At 64.4% G+C, this 21,308-nt stretch carries 17 protein-coding genes and 1 tRNA gene; 4 read left to right on the top strand and 14 right to left on the bottom strand.

What is annotated here, in order from left to right:
* Positions 1-81 precede the first annotated feature (81 nt).
* Positions 82-405, top strand: coding sequence for a hypothetical protein (locus Q4S45_RS07275; RefSeq protein WP_305510507.1), 324 nt, complete (start codon positions 82-84; stop codon positions 403-405).
* A gap of 86 nt (positions 406-491) precedes the next feature.
* Here the strand turns inward: Q4S45_RS07275 and Q4S45_RS07270 are convergent, their stop codons facing one another.
* The 5 genes from Q4S45_RS07270 to Q4S45_RS07250 all read right to left on the bottom strand — a co-directional run bounded on the left by Q4S45_RS07270 (position 492) and on the right by Q4S45_RS07250 (position 7,430).
* Positions 492-1,895 (bottom strand): efflux transporter outer membrane subunit, encoded by a 1,404-nt coding sequence (locus Q4S45_RS07270; RefSeq protein WP_305510505.1) that lies wholly within the window; start codon positions 1,893-1,895, stop codon positions 492-494.
* The gene (locus Q4S45_RS07265; RefSeq protein WP_305510504.1) at positions 1,895-5,071 is read right to left on the bottom strand and encodes an efflux RND transporter permease subunit; all 3,177 of its coding nucleotides are present in this window, start codon (positions 5,069-5,071) and stop codon (positions 1,895-1,897) included. The genes Q4S45_RS07270 and Q4S45_RS07265 overlap by 1 nt, the downstream gene beginning before the upstream one ends.
* 1 nt (position 5,072) lies before the next feature.
* Positions 5,073-6,263, bottom strand: a complete 1,191-nt coding sequence (locus tag Q4S45_RS07260) for an efflux RND transporter periplasmic adaptor subunit (RefSeq protein WP_305510502.1) — start codon at positions 6,261-6,263, stop codon at positions 5,073-5,075.
* A 133-nt stretch (positions 6,264-6,396) separates the two neighbouring features.
* A complete protein-coding gene (locus tag Q4S45_RS07255) occupies positions 6,397-7,236 on the bottom strand; it encodes an alpha/beta hydrolase (RefSeq protein ID WP_305510501.1) in 840 nt (279 codons plus the stop codon).
* Positions 7,233-7,430 (bottom strand): hypothetical protein, encoded by a 198-nt coding sequence (locus Q4S45_RS07250; protein ID WP_305510499.1) that lies wholly within the window; start codon positions 7,428-7,430, stop codon positions 7,233-7,235. The genes Q4S45_RS07255 and Q4S45_RS07250 overlap by 4 nt, the downstream gene beginning before the upstream one ends.
* A 133-nt stretch (positions 7,431-7,563) precedes the next feature.
* Between Q4S45_RS07250 and Q4S45_RS07245 the strand changes: the two genes are divergently transcribed.
* Entirely contained in the window at positions 7,564-8,493 is a 930-nt protein-coding gene (locus Q4S45_RS07245; protein WP_305510497.1) for a LysR family transcriptional regulator, read from the top strand.
* Position 8,494: 1 nt separating this feature from the next.
* The gene (locus tag Q4S45_RS07240; RefSeq protein WP_305510495.1) at positions 8,495-9,439 is read left to right on the top strand and encodes a D-2-hydroxyacid dehydrogenase; all 945 of its coding nucleotides are present in this window, start codon (positions 8,495-8,497) and stop codon (positions 9,437-9,439) included.
* Positions 9,440-9,484: 45 nt separating this feature from the next.
* Here the strand turns inward: Q4S45_RS07240 and Q4S45_RS07235 are convergent, their stop codons facing one another.
* The 3 genes from Q4S45_RS07235 to Q4S45_RS07225 form a co-directional block, all read right to left on the bottom strand.
* A complete protein-coding gene (locus Q4S45_RS07235; protein WP_305510493.1) occupies positions 9,485-11,986 on the bottom strand; it encodes an outer membrane beta-barrel family protein in 2,502 nt (833 codons plus the stop codon).
* 91 nt (positions 11,987-12,077) lie between these two features.
* Positions 12,078-13,040 carry a nitrilase family protein gene (locus tag Q4S45_RS07230; RefSeq protein ID WP_305510491.1) on the bottom strand — a complete coding sequence of 321 codons (963 nt, stop codon included), beginning with the start codon at positions 13,038-13,040 and terminating at the stop codon, positions 12,078-12,080.
* Positions 13,041-13,723: 683 nt separating this feature from the next.
* A complete protein-coding gene (locus Q4S45_RS07225; RefSeq protein ID WP_305510489.1) occupies positions 13,724-14,869 on the bottom strand; it encodes an alpha-hydroxy acid oxidase in 1,146 nt (381 codons plus the stop codon).
* A gap of 269 nt (positions 14,870-15,138) precedes the next feature.
* Here Q4S45_RS07225 and Q4S45_RS07220 point away from each other — a divergent pair.
* Positions 15,139-15,215, top strand: a tRNA-Arg gene (locus Q4S45_RS07220).
* 110 nt (positions 15,216-15,325) lie between these two features.
* On the opposite strand, the gene denD is transcribed toward Q4S45_RS07220, so the two are convergent.
* The 6 genes from denD to Q4S45_RS07190 are packed head-to-tail and all read right to left on the bottom strand — an operon-like array spanning position 15,326 to position 21,251.
* Entirely contained in the window at positions 15,326-16,291 is a 966-nt protein-coding gene (denD, locus tag Q4S45_RS07215; protein WP_305510487.1) for a D-erythronate dehydrogenase, read from the bottom strand.
* Positions 16,288-17,079, bottom strand: coding sequence for a 2-oxo-tetronate isomerase (otnI, locus tag Q4S45_RS07210; RefSeq protein WP_305510485.1), 792 nt, complete (start codon positions 17,077-17,079; stop codon positions 16,288-16,290). The genes denD and otnI overlap by 4 nt, the downstream gene beginning before the upstream one ends.
* Before the next feature lie 16 nt (positions 17,080-17,095).
* On the bottom strand, positions 17,096-17,740 hold the full coding sequence (gene otnC / locus Q4S45_RS07205; RefSeq protein ID WP_305510483.1) for a 3-oxo-tetronate 4-phosphate decarboxylase: 645 nt from the start codon (positions 17,738-17,740) through the stop codon (positions 17,096-17,098).
* Entirely contained in the window at positions 17,737-19,011 is a 1,275-nt protein-coding gene (gene otnK / locus Q4S45_RS07200) for a 3-oxo-tetronate kinase (RefSeq protein ID WP_305510481.1), read from the bottom strand. The genes otnC and otnK overlap by 4 nt, the downstream gene beginning before the upstream one ends.
* The gene (gene ltnD, locus Q4S45_RS07195; RefSeq protein WP_305510479.1) at positions 19,008-19,910 is read right to left on the bottom strand and encodes an L-threonate dehydrogenase; all 903 of its coding nucleotides are present in this window, start codon (positions 19,908-19,910) and stop codon (positions 19,008-19,010) included. Before ltnD ends, otnK begins: the two co-directional genes overlap by 4 nt.
* Positions 19,911-19,922: 12 nt before the next feature.
* Positions 19,923-21,251 (bottom strand): MFS transporter, encoded by a 1,329-nt coding sequence (locus Q4S45_RS07190; RefSeq protein ID WP_305510477.1) that lies wholly within the window; start codon positions 21,249-21,251, stop codon positions 19,923-19,925.
* Positions 21,252-21,308 lie beyond the last annotated feature (57 nt).

The following is a 21,308-nucleotide window of genomic DNA, read 5'->3' as shown; positions in this document are numbered from 1 at the left end:
GGGCATGCATACGCCGCGTTTTTGAGCTCAGGAGTTCGGGATTGTCCCAATCCAGATTAACCAAGCTAAAGGAATTACACCATGAACAAACTCATCGCTACCCTGGTTGCCGGCCTGTTCGCTACCGCCGCTTTTGCACAGACTCCTGCTACGCCAGCGACCCCGGCAACGCCGGCCGCCAAGGCGGAAATGAAGGCTGACGCCAAAGCGGCAAAGGCGGAAGTCAAGGCCGAGGAGAAGGTAGAGAAAGCCGCCGCCGACGCCAACGCCGACAAGGCAGTGGCCGATGCGAAAGCCAAGAAGGCCAAGGCCAAGGCGCACAAGAAGGCCGTCAAGGCAAAGGCCAAAGCCAAGGCCGACAAGGCTGAAGCAGCGATCGACGCGAAAGCCGACGCCGCCAAGTAATCCGGCAGCGCTGGAAGTAAAAAAGACAGGGCTCGCCCTGTCTTTTTTTTGTGCTTGTCGTTCCTGCGAGGCAGGATCGACGCCCGTCAGATTTCCCAGCCGCCGCCGAGGGAACGGATCAGGGCTACAGTCGTCACGGCCTGATTGCCGCGCAACTGCGCCGCATTGCGCTCCACCAGCGCCAGGTTGCGCTGCGCATCGAGCAGGTCCAGATAGCTCGAACGACCCGCCTGATACAGCTTCTGCGCCAGGTCGGCCGAACGGCGCGCCAGCACGACGCCCGCCTCCACCTGCTCCGACTGGCCCGCGAGGATGCGCAAGCCGGCCAGGTTATCCTCGACTTCGGCGAACGCCACTAGCACGTTCTGGCGATACGCCGCGACCGACTCCTCCAGCACCGCTTCGCTGCGCGCGACGTTGGCCTTGTTGCGGCCGCCGTCGATGATCGGCATCGACAGCAGTGCGCCCAGCATCCACGACCGGCCGCTCAGCTTCAGCACGTTCGACAGCGCGGTCGATTCGCCTCCCCCGGCAGCGGACAGCCCAAGCGCCGGGAACATCGCCGCGCGCGCTTCGCCGATGCGCGCATTCGATGCCACCATCGCGCGCTGCGCCGCCGCCACGTCGGGACGCCGTTCCAGCAACTGCGACGGCAAACCGGCGGGAATCACCGGCAGCAGCGTCGTCTCCAGCAGCGGATTGGCCTGCGCGGAAAACGCGGCCGCCGGCTTGCCGAGCAAGACCGCCAGCGCATGCTCCAGCTGCACGCGCTGTCGCTGCAGCCCGATCGCTTCGGCGCGCGCCGCGGCCAGGTCGGCCTTCGCGCGCACCAGGTCGAATTCGCCGATGTCGCCATTGTCGAAGCGGCTCTGGTTTCCCTTCACGCTCTGCGCACGAAGATCGACGCTTTTCGCCAGCGTCGCCAGTTCGGCGTCGGTCGAGCGCAGGCGGAAATAGGTCTGCGCCACATCGGCCTGCAACGCGAGCAGCACCGACTTGTAGGTCGCTTCGGAGCCTGCCGCATCGGCTTGCGCCGCGCTGACGCCCGCGCCGATGCGTCCGAACAGGTCCACCTCATAGCTGGCCGTCAGCTTTGCCTGGTAGCTGGTGGCCTGCGCCACCGTGGGGCTGGCGCCGCGATGCGCGCCCACGCCTGCGCCCACCTGGACGCCGCGGTCAGCTTCGGCGATGCCGGCCAGCGCCCTCGCCTGCTTCACGCGCGCCGCCGCGACGGCGAGATTCGCGTTGGCTTCGGTGGCCTGGCCGATCAAGCCGGTCAGCTCGGGATCGTGAAACGCCAGCCACCACTGGCCGCGCGGCTGCGACTCCGCCGGCCGCGCCACCTTCCATTGCGTGCCGTCAGCCGCCACCAGCGGCTGCTGCGATTCCTTGAACGCCGCCGGCATCGGCAGCGCCGGCGCCTTCAGCTCGGGCGTGGTCGAACACGCGGCCAGCAGCAGCGCCGCCAGCAAGGGTGCGGTCTTGATCATCAGTGGACTCCTTCAACTTGCGCGGCAACCGCCACGCTGGATTTCTTTTCAAAGCGCTTCGCGAACGTGCGCAGCAGGACGTAGAACACGGGCGTCAGGAACAGGCCGAAGAAGGTCACGCCCAGCATGCCGGCGAATACCGCCACACCCATCGCGTGGCGCATCTCGGCGCCGGCGCCGTGCGAGAAGACCAGCGGCACCACGCCCATGATGAACGCGGTCGACGTCATCAGGATCGGGCGCAGACGTTGACGGCAGGCTTCGAGCGCCGCCTGCACCACGCTGCGGCCGTGGTCTTCCAGCTCGCGGGCAAACTCCACGATCAGGATCGCGTTCTTGGAGGCCAGCCCGACCAGCACGAACAGCGCGATCTGCGTGAAGATGTTGTTGTCGCCGCCGGTCAGCTTGACGCCAACCAGCGCGCACAGGATCGACATCGGCACGATCAGGATCACGGCCAGGGGCAGCGTCCAGCTTTCGTACTGCGCGGCGAGCACCAGGAACACCAGCAGCACGCACAGCGGGAACACGTAGATCATCGTGTTACCGGACAAGATGTCCTGGTAGGTCAGCTCGGTCCATTCGAAGCTCACGCCTTTCGGCAGCACTTCGCGGGCAATCTTCTCGATTGCCGCCTGGGCCTGGCCGGACGATACGCCCGGCGCCGGGCCGCCATTAATGTCGGCCGACACGTAGGCGTTGTAACGCTGCACGCGGTCCGGGCCATAGCTGTCCTTCACGCGCATCAGCGACGACAGCGGAATCATCTCGCCCTTGTCATTGCGGACCTTCAGCTGCGCGATATCTTCCGGCTTCGAGCGGAACGGCGCGTCGGCCTGCACGCGCACCTGGTAGGTCCGGCCGAACTGGTTGAAGTCGTTCACGTACAGCGAGCCGAGATTGATCTGCAAGGTTTGATAGATTGTCGCCAGCGGCACGCCGAGCTGCTTGGCCTTGGTGCGGTCCACGTCCGCGAACAGCTGCGGCACGTTGATCTGGAAGCTGGAGAACACGCCGGCCAGGTTCTTGTCGGCCCAGGCCTTGCCCTGGATCGCCTGCACCGCCTTGTACATCTCGTCGTAGCCGACGTTGGCGCGGTCCTCGACCATCATCTTGAAGCCGCCCGTGGTGCCCAGGCCATTGACCGGCGGCGGCGGGAACACCATGATGAAGGCGTCCTGGATCGTGCCGAGGCGCTTGTTGATTTCCGCGGCGATGGCGGCGCCAGTCTGGTCCTTGCCGGTGCGCTGGTCGAAAGGTTTCAACGTGGTGAACACAATGCCGGCGTTCGGCGCGTTGGTGAAGCCGTTGATCGACAGGCCCGGGAACGCCACCGACGATTCCACGCCCGGCACTTTCGAGGCGATGTCGGACATGCGGCGGATAACGGCGTCGGTGCGGTCGAGCGAGGCGGCGTCAGGCAGCTGGGCGAAGCCGACCAGGTACTGCTTGTCCTGCGCCGGCACGAAGCCGCTCGGGACCACCTTGAACATGAACACCGCGCAAATCGCCAGCATCGCATACACGCCCAGCGCGGCGGTCTTGCGTTTCAGGACGCCGTTGACGCCACTCTCGTAGCGCGTCGAGGTGCGGCCGAAGAAGCGGTTGAACCAGCCGAAGAAGCCGCCGAACAGCTTATCCATGCCGCGCGTCAGCTTGTCCTTCGGCGCGTGGTGGGGTTTCAGCAGTGCCGCGGCCAGCGCCGGTGACAGGGTCAGCGACGAGAAGGCCGAGATGACGGTCGAAATCGCAATCGTCAGCGCGAACTGGCGATAGAACTGGCCGGACAGGCCTGACACGAACGCGATCGGCACGAACACGGCGCACAGCACCAGCGCGATGGCGATGATCGGGCCGCTCACTTCTTTCATCGCCTGCACCGTTGCGTCGCGCGGCGACAGACCGCCTTCAATGTTGCGCTCGACGTTTTCCACCACCACGATGGCGTCATCGACCACGATACCGATCGCCAGCACAAGCCCGAACAGCGACAGTGTGTTGATCGAAAAGCCGAAGCCGAGCATCACCGCGAAGGTGCCGATGATCGATACCGGCACCGCGACCAGCGGAATGATCGACGCGCGCCAGGTTTGCAGGAACACGATCACCACCAGCACCACCAGCGCGACCGCTTCGAGCAGGGTGTGGATCACGGCCTTGATCGATTCGCGCACGAACTGGGTCGGGTCGTAGACCACGCTGAAATCGACGCCTTCCGGGAAGTCCTTCTTCAGTTCGGCCATCTTGGCGCGCACGTCGGCGGACAGTTGAAGCGCATTCGAACCCGGCGCTTCGAAGATGGCAATCGCAGCGGCCGACTTGTTGTTCAACAGCGAGCGCAGTGCGTAAGAGTTGGAACCGAGTTCGAGGCGAGCCACGTCCTTGAGTTGCGTTACCGCGCCGTCGGCGCCGGTGCGCACGATGATGGCGCCGAATTCCTCGATCGAGGACAGGCGTCCTTGCGTATTCACGGTCATCTGGAACTCGGAGCCCTTCGACGGCGATGCGCCGACCACGCCGGCGGCGACCTGCACGTTCTGCTCACGGATCGCCGCGACGACGTCGGCCGCCGTCATGCCCCGCGCCGCCACCTTCTGCGGATCGAGCCAGACGCGCATGGCGTAGTCGCCGGCGCCGAACAGCTGCACGTCGCCCATGCCGTTGATGCGCGCCAGCTGGTCCTTCACGTTCAGAACCGCGTAGTTGCGCAGGTAGACGTCGTCGTAGCGGCCGGTCGGCGAGACCAGGTGCACCACCATGGTCAGGTTGGGCGAGCTTTTCACTGCGGTGACGCCGATCTGGCGCACTTCTTCCGGCAGGCGCGGCAAGGCGCGCTGGATGCGGTTCTGCACCTGCGACTCGGCCTGCTCGACGTCGGTGCCGACCTTGAAGGTGACGGTCAGCGCGAGCGAGCCGTCCGAGGTCGATTGCGACGACATGTACAGCATGCCGTCGGTGCCGTTGATCTGCTCTTCCAGCGGCGCGGCGACGGTCTCGGCGATCACCTTGGGATTGGCGCCCGGGTACTGCGCGCGCACCACCACTGATGGCGGCACCACGTCCGGGTACTCGGAGACCGGCAGCTTGAAGATCGACAGCAGGCCGGCCACGAAAACGATGATCGACAGGACGGCCGCAAAAATCGGCCGGTCGATGAAGAATTTGGAAAAGTTCATATTATTTATCCTTGCGGTCGGCCGTCGCCGCGGCCAGTTTGATGTCGCCGGCGCCGTCCATCGCCACCAGCTGCGCCGTGACCGGTGCGCCCGGATGCACGCGCTGCAGGCCATTGACGACGATTTTCTCGCCCGGCTTCAGGCCTTCGCGCACCACGCGGAGGCCGTCGGCTACGGGGCCGAGCGTGACGGCGCGGTATTCTGCGGTGTTGTCTGCCTTGACGACATAGACGAACTTGCGGTTCTGGTCGGTGCCGATGGCGCGCTCGCTGATGACGGCGGCCGTGGCCTTCGCGTGCGGGTCGCCGGACAGCTGGACGCGCGCGAACAGGCCAGGGACCAGCGTGTTGTCCTCGTTGGCGAAGGTGGCGCGCATGCGCACGCTGCCGGTTGCGGCGTCGAGGCGGTTGTCGACGAATTCGAGCTTGCCCTCGTGCGGGAAGCCCTGCTCGTTGGCCAGGCCGACCTTCACCACCACGGGCGCGCCCTTCTGCGACACGCGCGCCACGCGCAGGTAGGTATCCTCGTCGCCGTCGAAGGTCGCGTAGATGTCCTTGTTCGACACCACCGAAGTCAGGACTGCGGCGCCATCGACCAGGTTACCCGTGGTGATTTCGGCCTTCGAAACGCGGCCCGAGATCGGCGCGGTCACATTGGTGTAGGCCAGGTTCAGTCGCGCCGCTTCGAGCGAAGCCTGGGCGGCGCGCACGTTGGCGTCGAGTTCCTTCAGGCTCGATTGCTTCTCGTCGACTTCGCGCTGGGCGATCGCCTTGTCGGCCAGCAGGCGCTGGGAGCGATCCAGTTCCAGGCGCGCCAGGTCGGCCTTGGCGCGCGCCGAGACGGCGGCCGCCTCGGCGCGGTTGGCTTCGGCCTGGAACGGACGCGCGTCGATCGTGAACAGCACGTCGCCCTTCTTCACCAGGCTGCCGGGTTTGAAGTTGACGGCGGTGATGAAGCCTCCGACGCGGGCGCGGATGTCGACGCGCTCCACCGCTTCGAGGCGGCCCGAAAATTCCTGGGTCTCGTTGACCTGCTTTTCGAGGACGACTGCAGCGGTGACGGGCGGACCGCCTGCCGGCGCGGCCGGTGCCGCGCTGTTCGCGGGTCCGCAGCCGGACAGGGTCATCGCGACCAGCGCGGCCGCGGCGGCCAAAGGCGTGACGATCAATTTGAAGTGGCGGGTGGTTTTCATGTTTTATCCCTATTTAGTGGCAATACGGTGCCCGGGGTCAGGCCAACAGACCTGACCTCCAAGGCGAAAAAGGTAAAGCGATCCCGCGACGCCCGTTTGAGGCGCCTGATTCAGCGGTGACGGTGGTAGTTAGTTAGCTGCCGGGAGATTCCAGCGCATTGAGGAATCGGGAAATCTCGGTGAGCGCCGAGGCCTTGCAGGCACACTCGTTGCGCGCGCCTTCGTCCTGCAGCGGCGCCGGCTCCAGCCGCTTGAGCGTGGTGGACACGCCGGCCGCGGACAGCTTCGATGCGTATTGTTCGGCCTCGTCGCGCAAAGGGTCGTCTTCGGCCGACAGGATCAGCGCCGGCGGCAGGTTCTTCAGGCGGCTCGACTGCAGCGGCGACGCGTACGGATGGATGCGGTCGGCGGCGTTCGGCAGGTAGCCGCGATAGCTGGCGGCGCAGGTGTCGGCCACTTCGGCCATGCCGTCGTCGAGCTTCACGTCGCGCATCGAACAGGTGGTCAGACCGGGATCGAGCATCGGCATGATCAGGATCTGGCCGGCCAGTTCAGGGCCGCCGCGGTCGCGCGACATCAGCGCGCATACCGCCGCCAGGTTGGCGCCAGCTTCGATGCCGGCCACCACCAGCCGCTTGCCGCTCCAGCCCAGCTTGGCCTTGTTCTTCTTCGCCCAGGCCAGCACCGCATGGGCATCTTCGACGGCGGCGGGAAACGGCTTGATCGTCGCCAGCGTGTAGCACGAGGCCAGCACCAGCTGGCTGGTGGCGCCGCAGGACATGTGGCGCAGGAACTGGTCGGCGTCATCGAGGCCGCCGCCCACGAAGCCGCCGCCGTGGAAAAACACCACCAGGCTGTCCTTCTTCGAGCGCGTCGCATCGGCGGTGTAAAGGCGCGCGACCAGAGGGCCCTCGGCGCCGCCAACTTCGAGTTCGCGGATGTTCAGGTGGGGCAGATCGACCGCGATGTTCATTGCGCGCTCCCTTCGGCAGGCTGGTCGGCGCAGGCCAGTTTCGAGCCGTTGAACAGGTCATGTGCGAGTGCGTCAAAACCAAGGCTCTCGACTTGCGCGGCCCGCTGGTACGGGTCGGAATAAGTCATGCCGGTGAGGACCAGCAGGCTGGCAACCAGTGCCAATACTGTAATGATGGCGTCCTTGTATCGCATGACTTCCTCCCGACCGCTTCCGAAAATTGCTGCATCCCTCGATCCAGTACAAGCAGTGTAGTCTTGATCTACAATCTGATAAAGACGCCATTAACGAATTGATTGTTCATGGCTGTGAACAATGCGAGGATCAATGAACAAATTGCAGGCGATGGAAGTGTTCGTGCAGGTGGTCGATTGCGGCAGTTTCACCAAGGCGGCGGACCAGCTCCAGCTGCCCAAGGCGACGGTGTCGACGATGCTGCAGTCGCTGGAGAAGGCGCTGTCGGTCAAGCTGCTGCACCGCACCACCCGGCACGTGAGCGTCACCTCGGACGGCGCTGCCTATTATGAACGCTGCCTGCGCATCCTGTCGGACGTGCGCGAAGCCGAGGAGTCCTTGTCGCGCAACCGCGCCAGTCCGAGCGGGCGGCTGCGCGTCGATGTCTCGACCGGCACCGCCAACGACATCATCATTCCTTCCCTGCCCGATTTTTTCGCGCGTTACCCGGACATCTCGCTCGAATTGGGTTGCGGCGACCGGCCGGTGGACCTGGTCGAAGAAGGCGTCGATTGCGCCATCCGCGCCGGCATCCTGCCCGACTCGAACCTGATCGCGCGCCGTATCGGCATCCTCAATTTCGTCACCTGCGCCACGCCGGCGTACGTCGCGCAGTACGGCCGGCCCACGCATCCGCGCGACCTGCTCGCGCACCGGTGCGTGAACTACTTTTCGCAAAAGACGGGGAAGGTGTTCGATTGGGACTTCACGCGGGGCGACGAAGAGATCAGCATTCCGCTGCCGTCCAACCTGGCGGTGAACGATTCAACGGCCTACATCACCGCGGGCCTTAACGGGCTTGGGGTGATCCAGATGCCGACCTATTCGATGGAGCCGTATCTGGCCTCGGGCGAGATGGTGCTGCTGATGGAAGACTGGGGCAGCCCGCCGCTGCCGGTCAATGTGGTATATCCTCAGAATCGCCACCTGTCGGCCAAGGTGCGCGTGTTTGTCGAATGGGTGGCCGACTTGTTCGTGACCCACCCGCGCTTCCAGTCCAAACCCGTACATCAAAAGGGATGACATGCAAAATATCGTTTTCCTCGACCGCGACAGCCTGCTGGCCAATGTACGCAAGCCGGCGTTCGAGCATCAGTGGCGCGACTATCCGGCAACGCAGCCTGGCGAGGTGGCCGAACGGCTGGCCGGGGCGACGATTGCCATCACCAACAAGGTGCCGGTGCGCGCCGCGGACATCGCACGCCTGCCGGACCTGAAGATGATCGCGGTGGCGGCGACGGGCACGGACAACGTCGACCTGGCGGCATGCCGGGAGCGCGGCATCGTGGTGTCGAACATCCGTAATTATTCGGTGGTGGCGGTGCCGGAGCACTGCTTCGCGCTGATCCTGGCGCTGCGCCGGAACCTGCTTGCGTACAGCGCCGACGTCAACGCGGGGCTATGGCAGAAATCGAGCACGTTCTGCCTGTTCAATCATCCGATTGGCGACCTGGCGGGCAGTCGGCTGGGGATCGTCGGCTACGGCGCGCTGGGGCACAAGGTGGCGCAGCTTGGGCGCGCGTTCGGCATGCAGGTGTGCGTGGCGACGCGCACGCCGGTGGACGATCCGGAAGTTACCAACCTGCCGCTCGAGGAGCTGCTGCGCACCTGCGACGTGATCACCCTGCACCTGCCGCTGAACGACAAGACGCGCAACATGATCGGCGCGCGCGAATTGAGCATGATGAAGAAGACCGCGCTGCTGATTAACACGGCGCGCGGCGGGCTTGTGGACGAGGCGGCGCTGGCGCAGGCGCTGAAGGATGGCGTGATCGCTGGCGCCGGCTTCGATGTGTTGAGCAAGGAGCCGCCGGTGCCGGACAATCCCCTCCTCGGGCTCAATCAGCCGAACTTCATCCTGACGCCGCACGTGGCGTGGGCCAGCGCGGGGGCGATGCAGACGCTGGCCGATATGCTGATCGATAACGTCGAGGCGTTCGTCGCAGGGCAGCCGACGAACGTGATGTAGCAGGCTCAGTATGGGTTCCTGCCTTCGCAGGAACGACGGTTTCGACTACTGCGGCGGGGTCGGAGGCGGCGACGTTGGCGCAGCCGGTTCGACACGCGGCTGTGCAGGCTGCGTGACGGCCGGCGCTGGCGCTGGCGTTGGCGCCGGCGTTGCCGTCGGCGCCGGCTGCGCCGCCTGCATCATCTTCATCGCCTCGCGCGCCTGCGGGCTGTCCGGGTTGACGCCGGCCGACTGCAGGGCGTTGCGCACGGCATCGTTGCCGGTCACGCCGCCGAACGTGTAGCGAAAGCCCGCATACAGCCGGCGCTGGTGGACAGTGACGTCGGTACGGTCGCGCAGGATGTCGGTGTCGACGCGGAACTTCTGGCCGGTCGAATTGAGCACGTCGTTGGCGCGCACGTTGAACGACAGGCGCGGGCTCACCTTGTGTTCGTACGTCAGAATCAGCATGCCGAACGGTTCGCGGTAGCCTTCGCCGGACAGCAGCTTGCCCTGGTGGTGAGCCATCAGGGTCATCACATTCTTCGGGTCGATCTGCCACTGGCCGCCGCCTTGCAGGTACAGCGATGGCGAGGAGCGCTTCTCGCCGGTCAGGCCGAGTGCGCCGATCCGGTCCTGTTCGATAAAGCCCCAGTTACCGTTGAACATGAAACGGAGATTCGGCAGCGTCACGCCGCCAACTTTCATATTCGGCGGAATCATGCCCATGACCGAGAATTCGACACCGCCGGAGCGGCGGTCGCCCAGATTGTCCTTGGTGGTGAGCAGCGTGTTATCGCTGAGGAACACGCGACGATCGGTGATCACGTCCGATTCGCGCCGCAGATAGCCGCGCAGGCTGACCGGCATCAGGCCCTTGATCTTGGTCTCGTAGCCCAGTTCCAGCGAATGCAGTTTCACCGGATGCAGGCGCGGGTTGCCGGAGCTAACGTAGTAATCGCTGGAGTAATTGATGAACGGATTCAGCTCGCCCGAGCTCGGACGGGAAATGCGGTCGGCGTAGGACAGGCGCAGATTCGAATTCGGATCCAGCTTGTAGGTCAGGAACAGGCTGGGCAGATAATTCGTGTAGCTGTTGCCGGCCTGGATGTTGCTGGTGACCTGGTCCAGTTCGAGGTCGGTATGCTCGACGCGCAGGCCGCCCTTGAAGGACCACAGCTTGTTGATCGGCATTTCATAGGTGCCGTAGGCGGCAAGCACGTCCTGATCCAGCTTGAACAGATTGCTGCGCCTGGTGTCGAGGACGCCGCCGGCGAGGAACAGGTAACGGTTGTCGGACGATTGGCCGGTGCGCTGCCAGCGTCCGCCCGCGGTCAGGAAGCCCGGTCCCCACTTGCCACTGTAATCGCTGCTGAGGTCGGTCAATCGTACCCGCAGCGTCGTATCCTGCGCGTAATCGCGCAGGACGGGAGCGCCGACGGCCGGCATCGCCAAAGGCTCGTAGAGAACGGTGGAATCGATATTGTTGGTGTTCGATGAGTGGCGCAGATCGACCTTCAGAGTGCTCCCCTCCGTGCCGAAGCGGCGCTCGAAACCGGTGACGAACTCATGATTGAGGGCGTCGCCTTCGGTAGTGCGGCGCGTACGGTAATCGACCACAGGGACCAGTCCGGTGCGCAGATCGCTCAGATGCTCGTCCTGGCTGGCGTCGTTGCCGCGCTTGTTGAGCGAGACGGACCCGGTGACGGTATCGCGCTCATTAAAGTTGTAGCGGCCGCCCACGCCGCCCTGGATGAAGTTCGTGAGTCCCCGGCGTTCGGTGTTCTGGCGCAGGCGGCTGATGGCGCCCGTGGCCGGATCGATGCGTTCGCGCGCTTGTTCGGTCTCCGTCTCGTTGCCGTCCCGCCGCACATTGAGCGTGCCGTTGACCGAGGCGTAGCCGGCGCTGTAGCTGCCGTTGGCAAAGGCATTGCGCCGTCCGCCGGGACCGATGTTGCCGGCCACGCTACCGTTGCCGCCCGGCTTCGTATAGCGGCGCGAAATGAGATTGAGGATGGGGCCGCCGCCTGCTTCGTTGCCGAACTCCGCGCCAGGATTATTGATCACCTGTACCGATTCGTAGTTCTCCGCCGGCAGCGCATTGATGGCGGCCGCCCGGTTCTCCCCCTGCAACTGGGCGGTGGGTTTGCCGTCGACCAGCACGGTTACCCGCTCGCTGCCGCGCAAGCGCACGGTCCCGTTGGGATCGACGTTGACCGAGGGCACATTGTTGAGCACGTCACCGATCGACGCGCCGGCCGTACTGGCGTCGTTCTTGATGTCGTAGACCTGGCGATCGACCCGGTTGGTCTCGCGTTCCTTGACCACGTTGACGACCTGAACCGGACCGGTCGGCGCCGGCACTGTATCCGATGACGTGGCCGCGGACTGCTTGCCATCGGTCCTGGCCGCCGGCTTGGCGGCGGTAGTCGCCGCAGCCGGCTGTGCGGTGCTGGTGGCGGTGGTCTGTGCGGCGGCTTGCAGGCTGAAGGTAAGCAGGAAAACGGCGGCGGCAATCGGTGTGCGGGACGCGAGCGCGCCCGGCGCGGGAGCGCGGAACATATGCATGTGAATGTTTTTAAATAGAAAGTTTAACTTTTAGGAAAGTACCACTTTTCTTTCCTGGCGGCTAGCCCCCGCGGCGGCGCCGCAAGCTTTATCAGTTGTCGGATTTCTCCGTCAACCAAGCGACTTTCTGATTCGATATGTGCTCCTGCCCCAGGATATCTCGATACATTTCTGGTTTTCGAGCCTCCTTGTATCGGGTACCGCCAGCGTGGACGAGTTTTTCAGGCACCAGGGTTGCAATCGCTATTCCTTCGTCAAGGCGAGGACACTCGGCAATAACATCACCGAAAGGATCAATGATCATCGAACATCCATTTTTCAGCTGATCGTCATCCATCCCGATTGGATTTGAGAACACGACATAGACTCCGTTATCGTATGCCCTCGCCGGCAGCCACTTCATCAGCCAGGCCCTGCCCTTCAACCCTTCGAATTCAGTACGGAGGGAAGTCGGGTCATTTTCTTTGTTCTTCCAAAGTTCCGGGTCAACGAAACCAGCGCCAGGCCTGGTCGAGGGCGTGCACATCGTCACATGGGGCATGAATATTATCTGCGCACCCAACAAAGTAGTGGCTCTAACATTCTCAATTACATTGTTGTCGTAGCAGATCAGGACGCCACACTTCCATCCCTCTATTTCAAAGACAACATACTCGTTGCCAGGGGTTAGGTGCGGGTTGATGAAGGGATGGAGTTTGCGGAACTTTGCTACAAAACCGTTCGGACCGACACAAATATAAGCCTTGTACAGCTTCCCGTCCGTTCCCAGCTCAAAGAGTCCAGCAAGTACATAAATATTGAGGCGCTTGGCGATTTCAGTCAACCTCGAGGTACAGGGCCCTGAGGGGATCGGCTCGGAAATTTCAGTAAGCTGTTCCTTGGATAAGTTCCTGGCGAACGTGTAGCCGGTGATGGAACACTCATGAAAGGCAACAACTTTCGCTCCGGAGAATGCTGCCTGTTCGCAAAAATGCTGTATGCGATCCAGGTTGCGACTCTTGTCCCCGCTGAAGTTTTCAAACTGCGCCGTTGCTACTTTCAATGCCTTCATCATCACTCCTGTGCGCAACCGTTGCGCTCCTCGCCGTACGCTCAAATCGAGCCGGGGCGAAGATTTTAATATGTCCCGGGCAGCAGTGTGTTCTTGTCCAAGTCGCTCACGGCGCGCAGGCCGCAGAACGCCATCGTCAGGTCGAGTTTGTTGTGTATGAATTCCAGGCACTCGGCGACGCTCGTCTCGCTACCAGCGCTAACCCGTCAGGAAAGGGCGCCCGATATGGAGGCGTCCGCCTCCGACCCATTGCGGACGTTAAAATAGAAGTCGGCTTATCGCTCTAGGTGCTCGCGCTACGCCGACCAATGAATATTGTGCCAACTAGCATCACTACGCCGGGCAGCAAAAACAGAGGCTGCGCATCGTAGCACCGCGATGCCGCGTCTCGTATTAGCTCTATGACTTCCCCAGCGGGGATCGCGGAACGACCACCAACATCTATCTTGGCGTATTCAATTCTGAGAATTGGTCTGATCCCATCGCGAATAGATTGAACTGCTTGCAAGAAGACCAGCCAACTGAATCCCGCTCCGACCAGTAAGTAACCCAATTTACGCATCACGTCGCTTCATATTGTGGTTTTCAAAAGTGCGAACGACCGCTTCAATCAGCAGCCGAAAGCAGCCGGACTGCTCTTAACCGATTTCAGTCCGTCACGGCCTCATCGAGCGACGGATACGATTTCAATAGGTTCCGGGCAGCAGGATGTTCTTGTCGACGTGGTTCACGTCGCGCAGGCCGCAGAACGCCATCGTCAGATCGAGCTCGTTACGGATGATCTCAAGGCACTTGGTCACGCCCGCCTCGCCGCCGGCGCCCAGCCCATACAGGAACGGCCGGCCGATATACACGCCCTTCGCGCCAAGGGCCAGCGCGCGGATCACGTCCTGCCCCGAGCGAATGCCGCCATCCATGTGCACCTCGATCTGCTTGCCCACCGCTTCGACGATCGCCGGCAACGCACCGATGCTCGACTGCGCGCCATCGAGCTGGCGGCCGCCGTGGTTCGACACGATCAGCGCGTCGGCGCCGCTGGCCGCGGCCAGCTTCGCATCTTCCACGTCCATGATGCCCTTGATGATCAACTTGCCGCCCCAGCGCTGCTTGACCCACGCCACGTCGTCCCACGACATGCGCGGATCGAACTGCTGCGAGGTCCACGACGACAGCGACGACATGTCCGACACGGCGCTCGCATGGCCGACGATATTGCCGAAGAAGCGGCGCTTCGTGCCCAGCATGCCCAGGCACCACGCCGGCTTGGTCATCAGGTTGGCGATGTTCGCGATGGTCAGCTTGGGCGGCGCGGTCATGCCGTTGCGGATGTCCTTGTGGCGCTGGCCCAGCACCTGCAGGTCGAGCGTGAGCACCAGCGCCGAACACTTCGCGGCGCGCGCGCGCTCGATCAGCCGCTCGATGAACGGGCGGTCCTTCATCACGTACAGCTGAAACCAGAACGGCTTGCTGGTGTTGGCGGCGACGTCTTCGATCGAGCAGATGCTCATGGTCGAGAGCGTGAACGGCACGCCGAATTTTTCGGCCGCGCGCGCCGCGAGGATTTCGCCGTCGGCGTGCTGCATGCCGGTCAGGCCAGTCGGCGCCAGCGCCACCGGCATCGACACGTCCTGGCCGATCATCGTGCTGCGCAGGCTGCGGTCCTCGAGGTTGACCGCAACGCGCTGGCGGAACTTGATCTTGCCGAAGTCGGCCTCGTTGGCGCGGTATGTCGATTCGGTCCACGAGCCGGCATCCGCGTAATCGTAGAACATGCGCGGCACCCGTTTCTTTGCCAGTTCGCGCAGGTCTTCGACGGTCGTGATGATGGTCATGAAGCGATCCCTCTTGTTGTTAAGTTGTGAAGTAGTAATCTACCAGAAGAAGAGTTTCCGGAAAAAACTTTGCGCCGTCGCGGCGATGGCTCTGGACAAGCGCGCCACGGTTCATTACAATGCTGCTTCTTCGGAGGGCAAGCCCTCCGGTTCCAAAGCGAATCGGCAACGACAGAGCAACGGAACACCAGGCAGGGAAGTCCTGGTTTCGAAATGGCTACAAGTTAGCCCTTCCGAAAACAAGATGGAACTGCTAGAATGCTTGCTTCGCGGCTGTAGCTCAGCTGGATAGAGTACTTGGCTACGAACCAAGGGGTCGTGGGTTCAATTCCTGCCAGCCGCACCAAAATTCGTAAGACGAAAGGCCTGAAGAGAAATCTTCAGGCCTTTTTTCTTTGTCGATCCAAGATGGGATCAGGTCCGCAGGACCAGACCCCGACAGCCTGCCCCACTCCGTCATTCGTCGGCGATGAAGGCGCGGATGATGCTCTCGAAGTCGGGATCGGCCACCAGCCCCAGCGCCTTGGCGCGCGCCGTGTCCCACGCACCCGGCCAGCTGTTGACGATGCGCTCGATCGCCGGGTCAGGCGCAAACGTGATGCGCGCCACCGCTTCTGGCCCCGCCACCTTGCCCAGCGCTTCGACCATCTCGCCCACGCTCACCGAAATGCCCGGCAGGTTGATGGTGCGGCTCATGCCCAGCGCCGGTCCATCGAGTTCGTGTCCCGCAATCAGCGACTCGATCGCGCCGCGCGGCGACAGCAGCCACAGGCGCAGGTCCGGCGACACCGGGCACACCGCAGCCTCCCCGTTCAACGGTTCGCGGATGATGCCGCTGGCAAACGAGGACGCGGCCTTGTTCGGCTTGCCGGGCCGCACGCTGATGGTCGGCAGGCGCAGCACGCGCCCGTCCACGAAGCCGCGCCGGCTGTAGTCGTTCAGCAGCAGTTCGCCGATCGCCTTCTGCGCGCCGTACGACGATTGCGGATTGAGCGCGGTGTCGTCCCTCACCAGCGCCGGCAGCTTGCCGCCATACACCGCGACCGAGCTGGTGAACACGACCTTGGGCCGGTGCCCGCGCAGGCGGCAGGCGTCGAGCAAGGCGCGCGAGGCGTCGAGGTTGATGCGCATGCCCAAATCGAAGTCGGCCTCCGCCGCGCCGCTGACGATCGCCGCCAGGTGGAAGATGGATTGGGTGCGTTCGTCGACCAGCTCGCGCAGCAGCGCGGCATCGGAGATATCGCCCGTCACCACGCGCACGCGCGGGTCGCCGAAATCGTTGCCCGCGACGACGTCGACCAGCACCAGTTCGTCGATGGTGCGCGGCTGGCCCTGGCTGTCGCTCAACTGGCCGCGCTTGAGCAGAGCGCGCGCCAGGCGCTGACCGAGGAAGCCGGCGCCGCCGGTGATCAGCACTTTCATTTGGCTTCTCCTTTCGATACGGCGGCAAGCCAGCCAAGGCCGTCCTCGGTGCGCCCGCGCGGCCGGTATTCGCAGCCGATCCAGCCGTCGTAGCCCAGCTCTTCGAGCACCCGGTACAGATAGGGGTAATTGACTTCGCCATCGTCCGGCTCGTTGCGCGCGGGGACGCTGGCGATCTGCACGTGGCCGATGCCGTCGAAGTGCTGGCGGAATTTCATCGCCAGGTCGCCCTCGACGATCTGCGCGTGGTAGAAGTCCATCTGCACCTTGACGTTCGGCGCGCCCGACGCTTCGCGCATCTCGTGCCCCTGCGCCTGCGTGACGAGGAAGTAGCCCGGCATGTCGCGGCCGTTGATCGGCTCGATGACGACGGTGATGCCGTGCGGCTCGAACACACCGGCCGCGTGGCGCAGGTTGGTAAGGTAGGTGGCGCGGCAGACCGCCAGGTCGGCATCGGCCGGAATCAACCCCGCCATCATGTGGACGCGTTTGGTGCCGAGCGCCTTGGCGTATTCGAGACCCTTCTGCACGCCCGCGCGAAATTCCTCTTCGCGGCCCGGCAGGCAGGCGATGCCGCGCTCGCCGGCCGCCCAGTCGCCAGGCGGCAGGTTGAACAGCGCGTTCTCCAGCTTGTTTTCGTCGAGCCATTGCGCCACTTCCTGCGGCGTGTGGTCGTAAGGGAAAAGGAATTCGACGCCGCGGAAGCCGGCGGCGGCCGCGGCGGCAAAGCGCTGCGGGAACGGATGTTCGGTGAACATCATCGTGAGGTTGGCAGCAAATTTCAACATGGGGCACCTTTTGAAATTAAATTTCAAGCTTGAATGTGGTCTTGAGGTCGTCGATTTGCGCGGCGTCCAGCGGCCGGGCCGGCACGTCGCGCAGCAGCAGGAACAGCTTGGCGGTTTCTTCCAGTTCCTCGGCGGCGTACACGGCCGCTTCGAGCGAGGCGCCGGACACCACCGGGCCGTGGTTGGCGAGCAGCACCGCGTTGTGTCTGGCGGCCAGCTTACTGATTGCCGGACCGAGTTCCGGATCGCCCGGCCGATGGTATGGCACCAGCGGCAGGCGCCCGATCTTCATCACGAAATACGGCGTCAGCGGCGGAATGCAGTCGTCGTGGTTCAAGCCGCACATGCACGATACCGCGGCGGAATGGGTCGAGTGCAGGTGGACGATGGCGCCGGCCTGCTCACGCGCCTGGTACATCGCGCGGTGCAGGAAGGCTTCCTTGGACGGCGGCTCGCCGCTGACCAGGCGCCCGTCCCAGTCGAGCTTCGAGATGCTGGCCGGATCGAGCCGGCCCAGGCTGGCGTTGGTCGGCGTGAGCAGCCAGCCGTCCCCGAGCCGCACGCTTAGGTTGCCGCTGCTGCCGGCGGTCAGGCCGCGCTCGAACAGCGAGCGGCCGAAGTCGACGATCTGCTCGCGCTGGCGATTTTCATTGGCACTCATGCGAGCTTGCTCCATGCCTTGACGAAGAAATCCGGACTGCCGAAATTGCCCGACTTGAGCGCCAGCGCCAGCGGCTGGCCACCACCCTCTTTCAACACCGTGGTCCAGGGCACGCCGGGATCGATCTCGGGGCCGATGCGCAATCCGGTCACGCCGAGCGCCTTGACGACGGCGCCGGAGGTCTCGCCGCCGGCGACGATCAACTGGCCGACGCCAAGCTTAACGAGGCCGCGCGCAATGTCGGCCAGCGCGTTTTCCACCAAACTGCCGGCGTGCTCGACGCCCAAGTGCGCCTGCACCGTGCGCACTTTTTCCGGCGTCGCGGTGGCGTACACCAGCACCGGTCCGCGCGACAGGCGATCGGCCGCCCAGTCGAGCGCGGCGGAGACGACATCGTCGCCGCGCGCCAGTTGCAAGGGATCGATGACGAAGGCCGGCGCTGTCTCCGCCATCAGCGCCACCTGCGCCTGCGTAGCGACCGAGCAGCTGCCGGAGATCACCGCGCGCAGGCCGCCGGTGGCAGGCAGCGCATCGGCCGCATCGTGCCGGGCCAGCAAGCCGCGGCGGCGGAAGTTTTCCGGCAGGCCGAGCGCGATGCCGGAGCCGCCGGTAATCATCGGCAGGTCGTCGCAGGCGGCGCCGATTTCTTCCAGGTCGCGATTGGTCACCGCGTCGACGATGGCGAAGCGCGCGCCCTCCGCCTTCAAGGCCTCGAAGCGCGCCTTGATCGCTTGGGCGCCCTGCCCGACCGCCTTGTAATCTGCCAGGCCGACCTTGCCTGCCACCTGCTGCTGCAGCACGCGCACCAGGTTGGCGTCGGTCATCGGCGTCAGTGGATGGTTGCGCATGCCCGATTCGCTCAGCAGCTCGTCGCCGACGAACAGGTAGCCCTTGTAGATGGTGCGGTTGTTCGCCGGGAAGGCCGGGCAGGCGATGGTGAAGTCGGTGCCCAGCGCCTCCATCAGCGCTTCCGCCACCGGCCCGATATTGCCGCGCGCCGTGGAATCGAAGGTCGAGCAGTACTTGAACTGGAACTGGCGGCAGCCGGCCTGCTGCAGCCAGCGCAGCGCCGCCAGCGATTCCTCCACCGCTTCGGGCGCCGGATTGGTTCGCGACTTGAGCGCGATGACGATCGCGTCGACATCCTGCGGCGGTGGGCCGGCCGGCACGCCGATCAGCTGCACCGTGCGCATGCCCGCCTTGACCAGCATGCCGGCCAGGTCGGTCGCGCCGGTGAAATCGTCGGCGATGCATCCGAGCAGGACAGTCATGGCCGGCTCCCTGGCAGCGTGATGCCCGGGAAGACTTTGACGACGGCCGAATCGTCTTCGCCGCCATGCCCGGCCGCCGAGGCCTGCATGAACATCTGGTGCGCGGTGGCCGACAGCGGCAGCGGGAACACGCTCTTCTTCGCGTAGTCGAGCACGATGCCGAGGTCCTTGACGAAAATATTCACCGCCGACAGCGGCGTGTAGTCGCCCTTGAGGATGTGCGGCACGCGGTTCTGGAACATCCACGAACTGCCGGCGCTGTTCGAGATGACTTCGTATAGCGCGTCCGGATCGCAGCCTGCGCGCAGGCCCAGCGCCATCGCCTCGGCCGCGGCGGCGATGTGCACGCCGGCCAGCAGCTGGTTGATCATCTTGACCTTGGAGCCCTGTCCCGGCTGGTCGCCCAGGCGATACAGCTTGGCGCAGATGGCGTCGAAGATGCGGGTGCAGGCATCGAAGGTTTCCGGCGCGCCGGCCGCCATCACCGACATCTGGCCCGTCGCGGCCTTGGCGGCGCCGCCGGAAATCGGCGCGTCGATGAAGCGCAGGCCCATCCCTAGCAGGCGCGCGCCCAGCGCCTCGGCGAATTCCGGCGCCACGGTGGCGTTGGCGATCACCACCGATCCGGGCTTGAGCTGAAAGGCGGCGCCATTCTCGCCGAACAGCACCTGCTCGGTCTGCGCCGCGTTGACCACCACGATCAGCATCGCATCGACCTTGCCGGCCAGTTCCGCCGGCGACGCCGCGGCGTGGCCGCCCTGCGCCACCAGCGCCCGCACCGCCTCGTCGCGCACGTCGCAGGCATGCACTTCCAGGCCAGCGCGCAGCAGCGATTGGGCGATGCCCATCCCCATCGCGCCGAGGCCAACTACCCCGACGCGGTCGATTTGCTCTGCCATGATCATTACTCCTTAACGGTTGACCATTTTGGCCGGGATGTTCAGCACGATGAGCGCGCCGCCCACCAGCACGCCGGACAGGACGTACAGCGCGATATCGGTCGAATGCGTCAGGTCCTTGATCCAGCCGATCAGGAACGGGCTGGCGAAGCCGGCCAGGTTGCCGACCGAGTTGATGGCGGCGATGCCGGCTGCGGCGCCCACGCCGGAGAGGAACGAGGTCGGCAGCGCCCAGAACAGCGGCGCCGAGGACAGAACGCCGGCCGCGGCGATCGACAGCGCGACGATGGCAAGACCGGTGTTGGTGGTGCCGGCCAGCGCGCTGCCGACCAGGCCGACGGCGCCCAGCAGCAGCGGGATCACCAGGTGCCAGCGGCGCTCCATGTGCTTGTCGGAGCTGCGGCCCAGGTACAGCATCGTCACCACCGCGGCGGCGTACGGAATGGCGGTGAACATGCCGATGTTCAGCACGCCCTTGATGCCGGCCGTCTTGATCAGGGTCGGCAGCCAGAACGTCAGGCCGTACTGGCCGGTGACGCAGCAGAAATAGATCAGCGCCATCAGCCACACGCGGGGGTCGGCAAACACCGCGCGCAGCGAGGGATGGACCACCTTGCCGGCCGTCTCGTGGCTGATCTTCTCTTCCAGCAGTTTCTTTTCAGGTTCGGTCAGCCACTTGGCCGCGCGGATACCGTCGTCGAGATACACCAGCACGATCAATCCCATCACGATGGCGGGCACCGCCTCGACCAGGAACATCCACTGCCAGCCGGCCATGCCGCCCTTGCCGGCGAACGACTCCATCACCCAGCCCGACAGCGGGCCGCCGATCAGGCCGGCCAGAGGAATGGCGGTCATGAAGGTGCACACCATGCGCGAGCGGCGCTCGGCCGGGAACCAGTAGGTCAGGTACAGGATGATGCCGGGGAAAAAGCCCGCTTCGGCCAGGCCGAGCAGGAAGCGCATCACGTAAAACTGGATGGGCGTGGAGACGAACATGAAGGCGCCGGAGATCAGCGCCCAGGTGATCATGATGCGGGCAATCCAGACGCGGGCGCCGACCTTGTGCAGGATGACGTTGCTGGGCACCTCGAACAGGAAGTAGCCGAAGAAGAACACACCGGCGCCGAGGCCGTAGACGGTTTCGCTGAACTTCAGGTCGGTCAGCATCTGCAGCTTGGCGAAGCCGACATTCACGCGGTCGAGGTAGGCCACGATGTAGCACAGCATGAGGAAGGGCACGATGCGCCACGTGACCTTGCGATACACCGATGCTTCGTCGGCGTCCGCGTTGGGGGAAGCAGGCCGGTCCAGCCCTGGATGCGTTCCGGTAATCGCCATCTTTGTCTCCTGATATCGGTTAAGAAATCGGCCGCCTGGTTTTTTTGCCGCGGGATG

Source organism: Massilia sp. R2A-15 (assembly GCF_030704305.1).
Lineage (GTDB): Bacteria > Pseudomonadota > Gammaproteobacteria > Burkholderiales > Burkholderiaceae_D > JAFCUW01.
This window is presented reverse-complemented; position numbering and strand designations above follow the sequence as displayed.

Bases quoted from the DNA above. Each gene is read 5' to 3' on its own strand.
- Q4S45_RS07240 (WP_305510495.1), top strand. From the start codon at position 8,495: ATGCAAAATATCGTTTTCCTCGACCGCGACAGCCTGCTGGCCAATGTA.
- Q4S45_RS07260 (WP_305510502.1), bottom strand. From the start codon at position 6,263: ATGAAAACCACCCGCCACTTCAAATTGATCGTCACGCCTTTGGCCGCC.
- Q4S45_RS07225 (WP_305510489.1), bottom strand. From the start codon at position 14,869: ATGACCATCATCACGACCGTCGAAGACCTGCGCGAACTGGCAAAGAAA.
- Q4S45_RS07265 (WP_305510504.1), bottom strand. From the start codon at position 5,071: ATGAACTTTTCCAAATTCTTCATCGACCGGCCGATTTTTGCGGCCGTC.
- denD (WP_305510487.1), bottom strand. From the start codon at position 16,291: ATGAAAGTGCTGATCACCGGCGGCGCCGGCTTCCTCGGTCAGCGCCTG.
- otnC (WP_305510483.1), bottom strand. From the start codon at position 17,740: ATGAGTGCCAATGAAAATCGCCAGCGCGAGCAGATCGTCGACTTCGGC.
- Q4S45_RS07250 (WP_305510499.1), bottom strand. From the start codon at position 7,430: ATGCGATACAAGGACGCCATCATTACAGTATTGGCACTGGTTGCCAGC.
- Q4S45_RS07245 (WP_305510497.1), top strand. From the start codon at position 7,564: ATGAACAAATTGCAGGCGATGGAAGTGTTCGTGCAGGTGGTCGATTGC.
- otnK (WP_305510481.1), bottom strand. From the start codon at position 19,011: ATGACTGTCCTGCTCGGATGCATCGCCGACGATTTCACCGGCGCGACC.
- ltnD (WP_305510479.1), bottom strand. From the start codon at position 19,910: ATGGCAGAGCAAATCGACCGCGTCGGGGTAGTTGGCCTCGGCGCGATG.
- Q4S45_RS07270 (WP_305510505.1), bottom strand. From the start codon at position 1,895: ATGATCAAGACCGCACCCTTGCTGGCGGCGCTGCTGCTGGCCGCGTGT.
- Q4S45_RS07255 (WP_305510501.1), bottom strand. From the start codon at position 7,236: ATGAACATCGCGGTCGATCTGCCCCACCTGAACATCCGCGAACTCGAA.
- Q4S45_RS07235 (WP_305510493.1), bottom strand. From the start codon at position 11,986: ATGCATATGTTCCGCGCTCCCGCGCCGGGCGCGCTCGCGTCCCGCACA.
- Q4S45_RS07190 (WP_305510477.1), bottom strand. From the start codon at position 21,251: ATGGCGATTACCGGAACGCATCCAGGGCTGGACCGGCCTGCTTCCCCC.
- Q4S45_RS07230 (WP_305510491.1), bottom strand. From the start codon at position 13,040: ATGATGAAGGCATTGAAAGTAGCAACGGCGCAGTTTGAAAACTTCAGC.
- otnI (WP_305510485.1), bottom strand. From the start codon at position 17,079: ATGTTGAAATTTGCTGCCAACCTCACGATGATGTTCACCGAACATCCG.
- Q4S45_RS07275 (WP_305510507.1), top strand. From the start codon at position 82: ATGAACAAACTCATCGCTACCCTGGTTGCCGGCCTGTTCGCTACCGCC.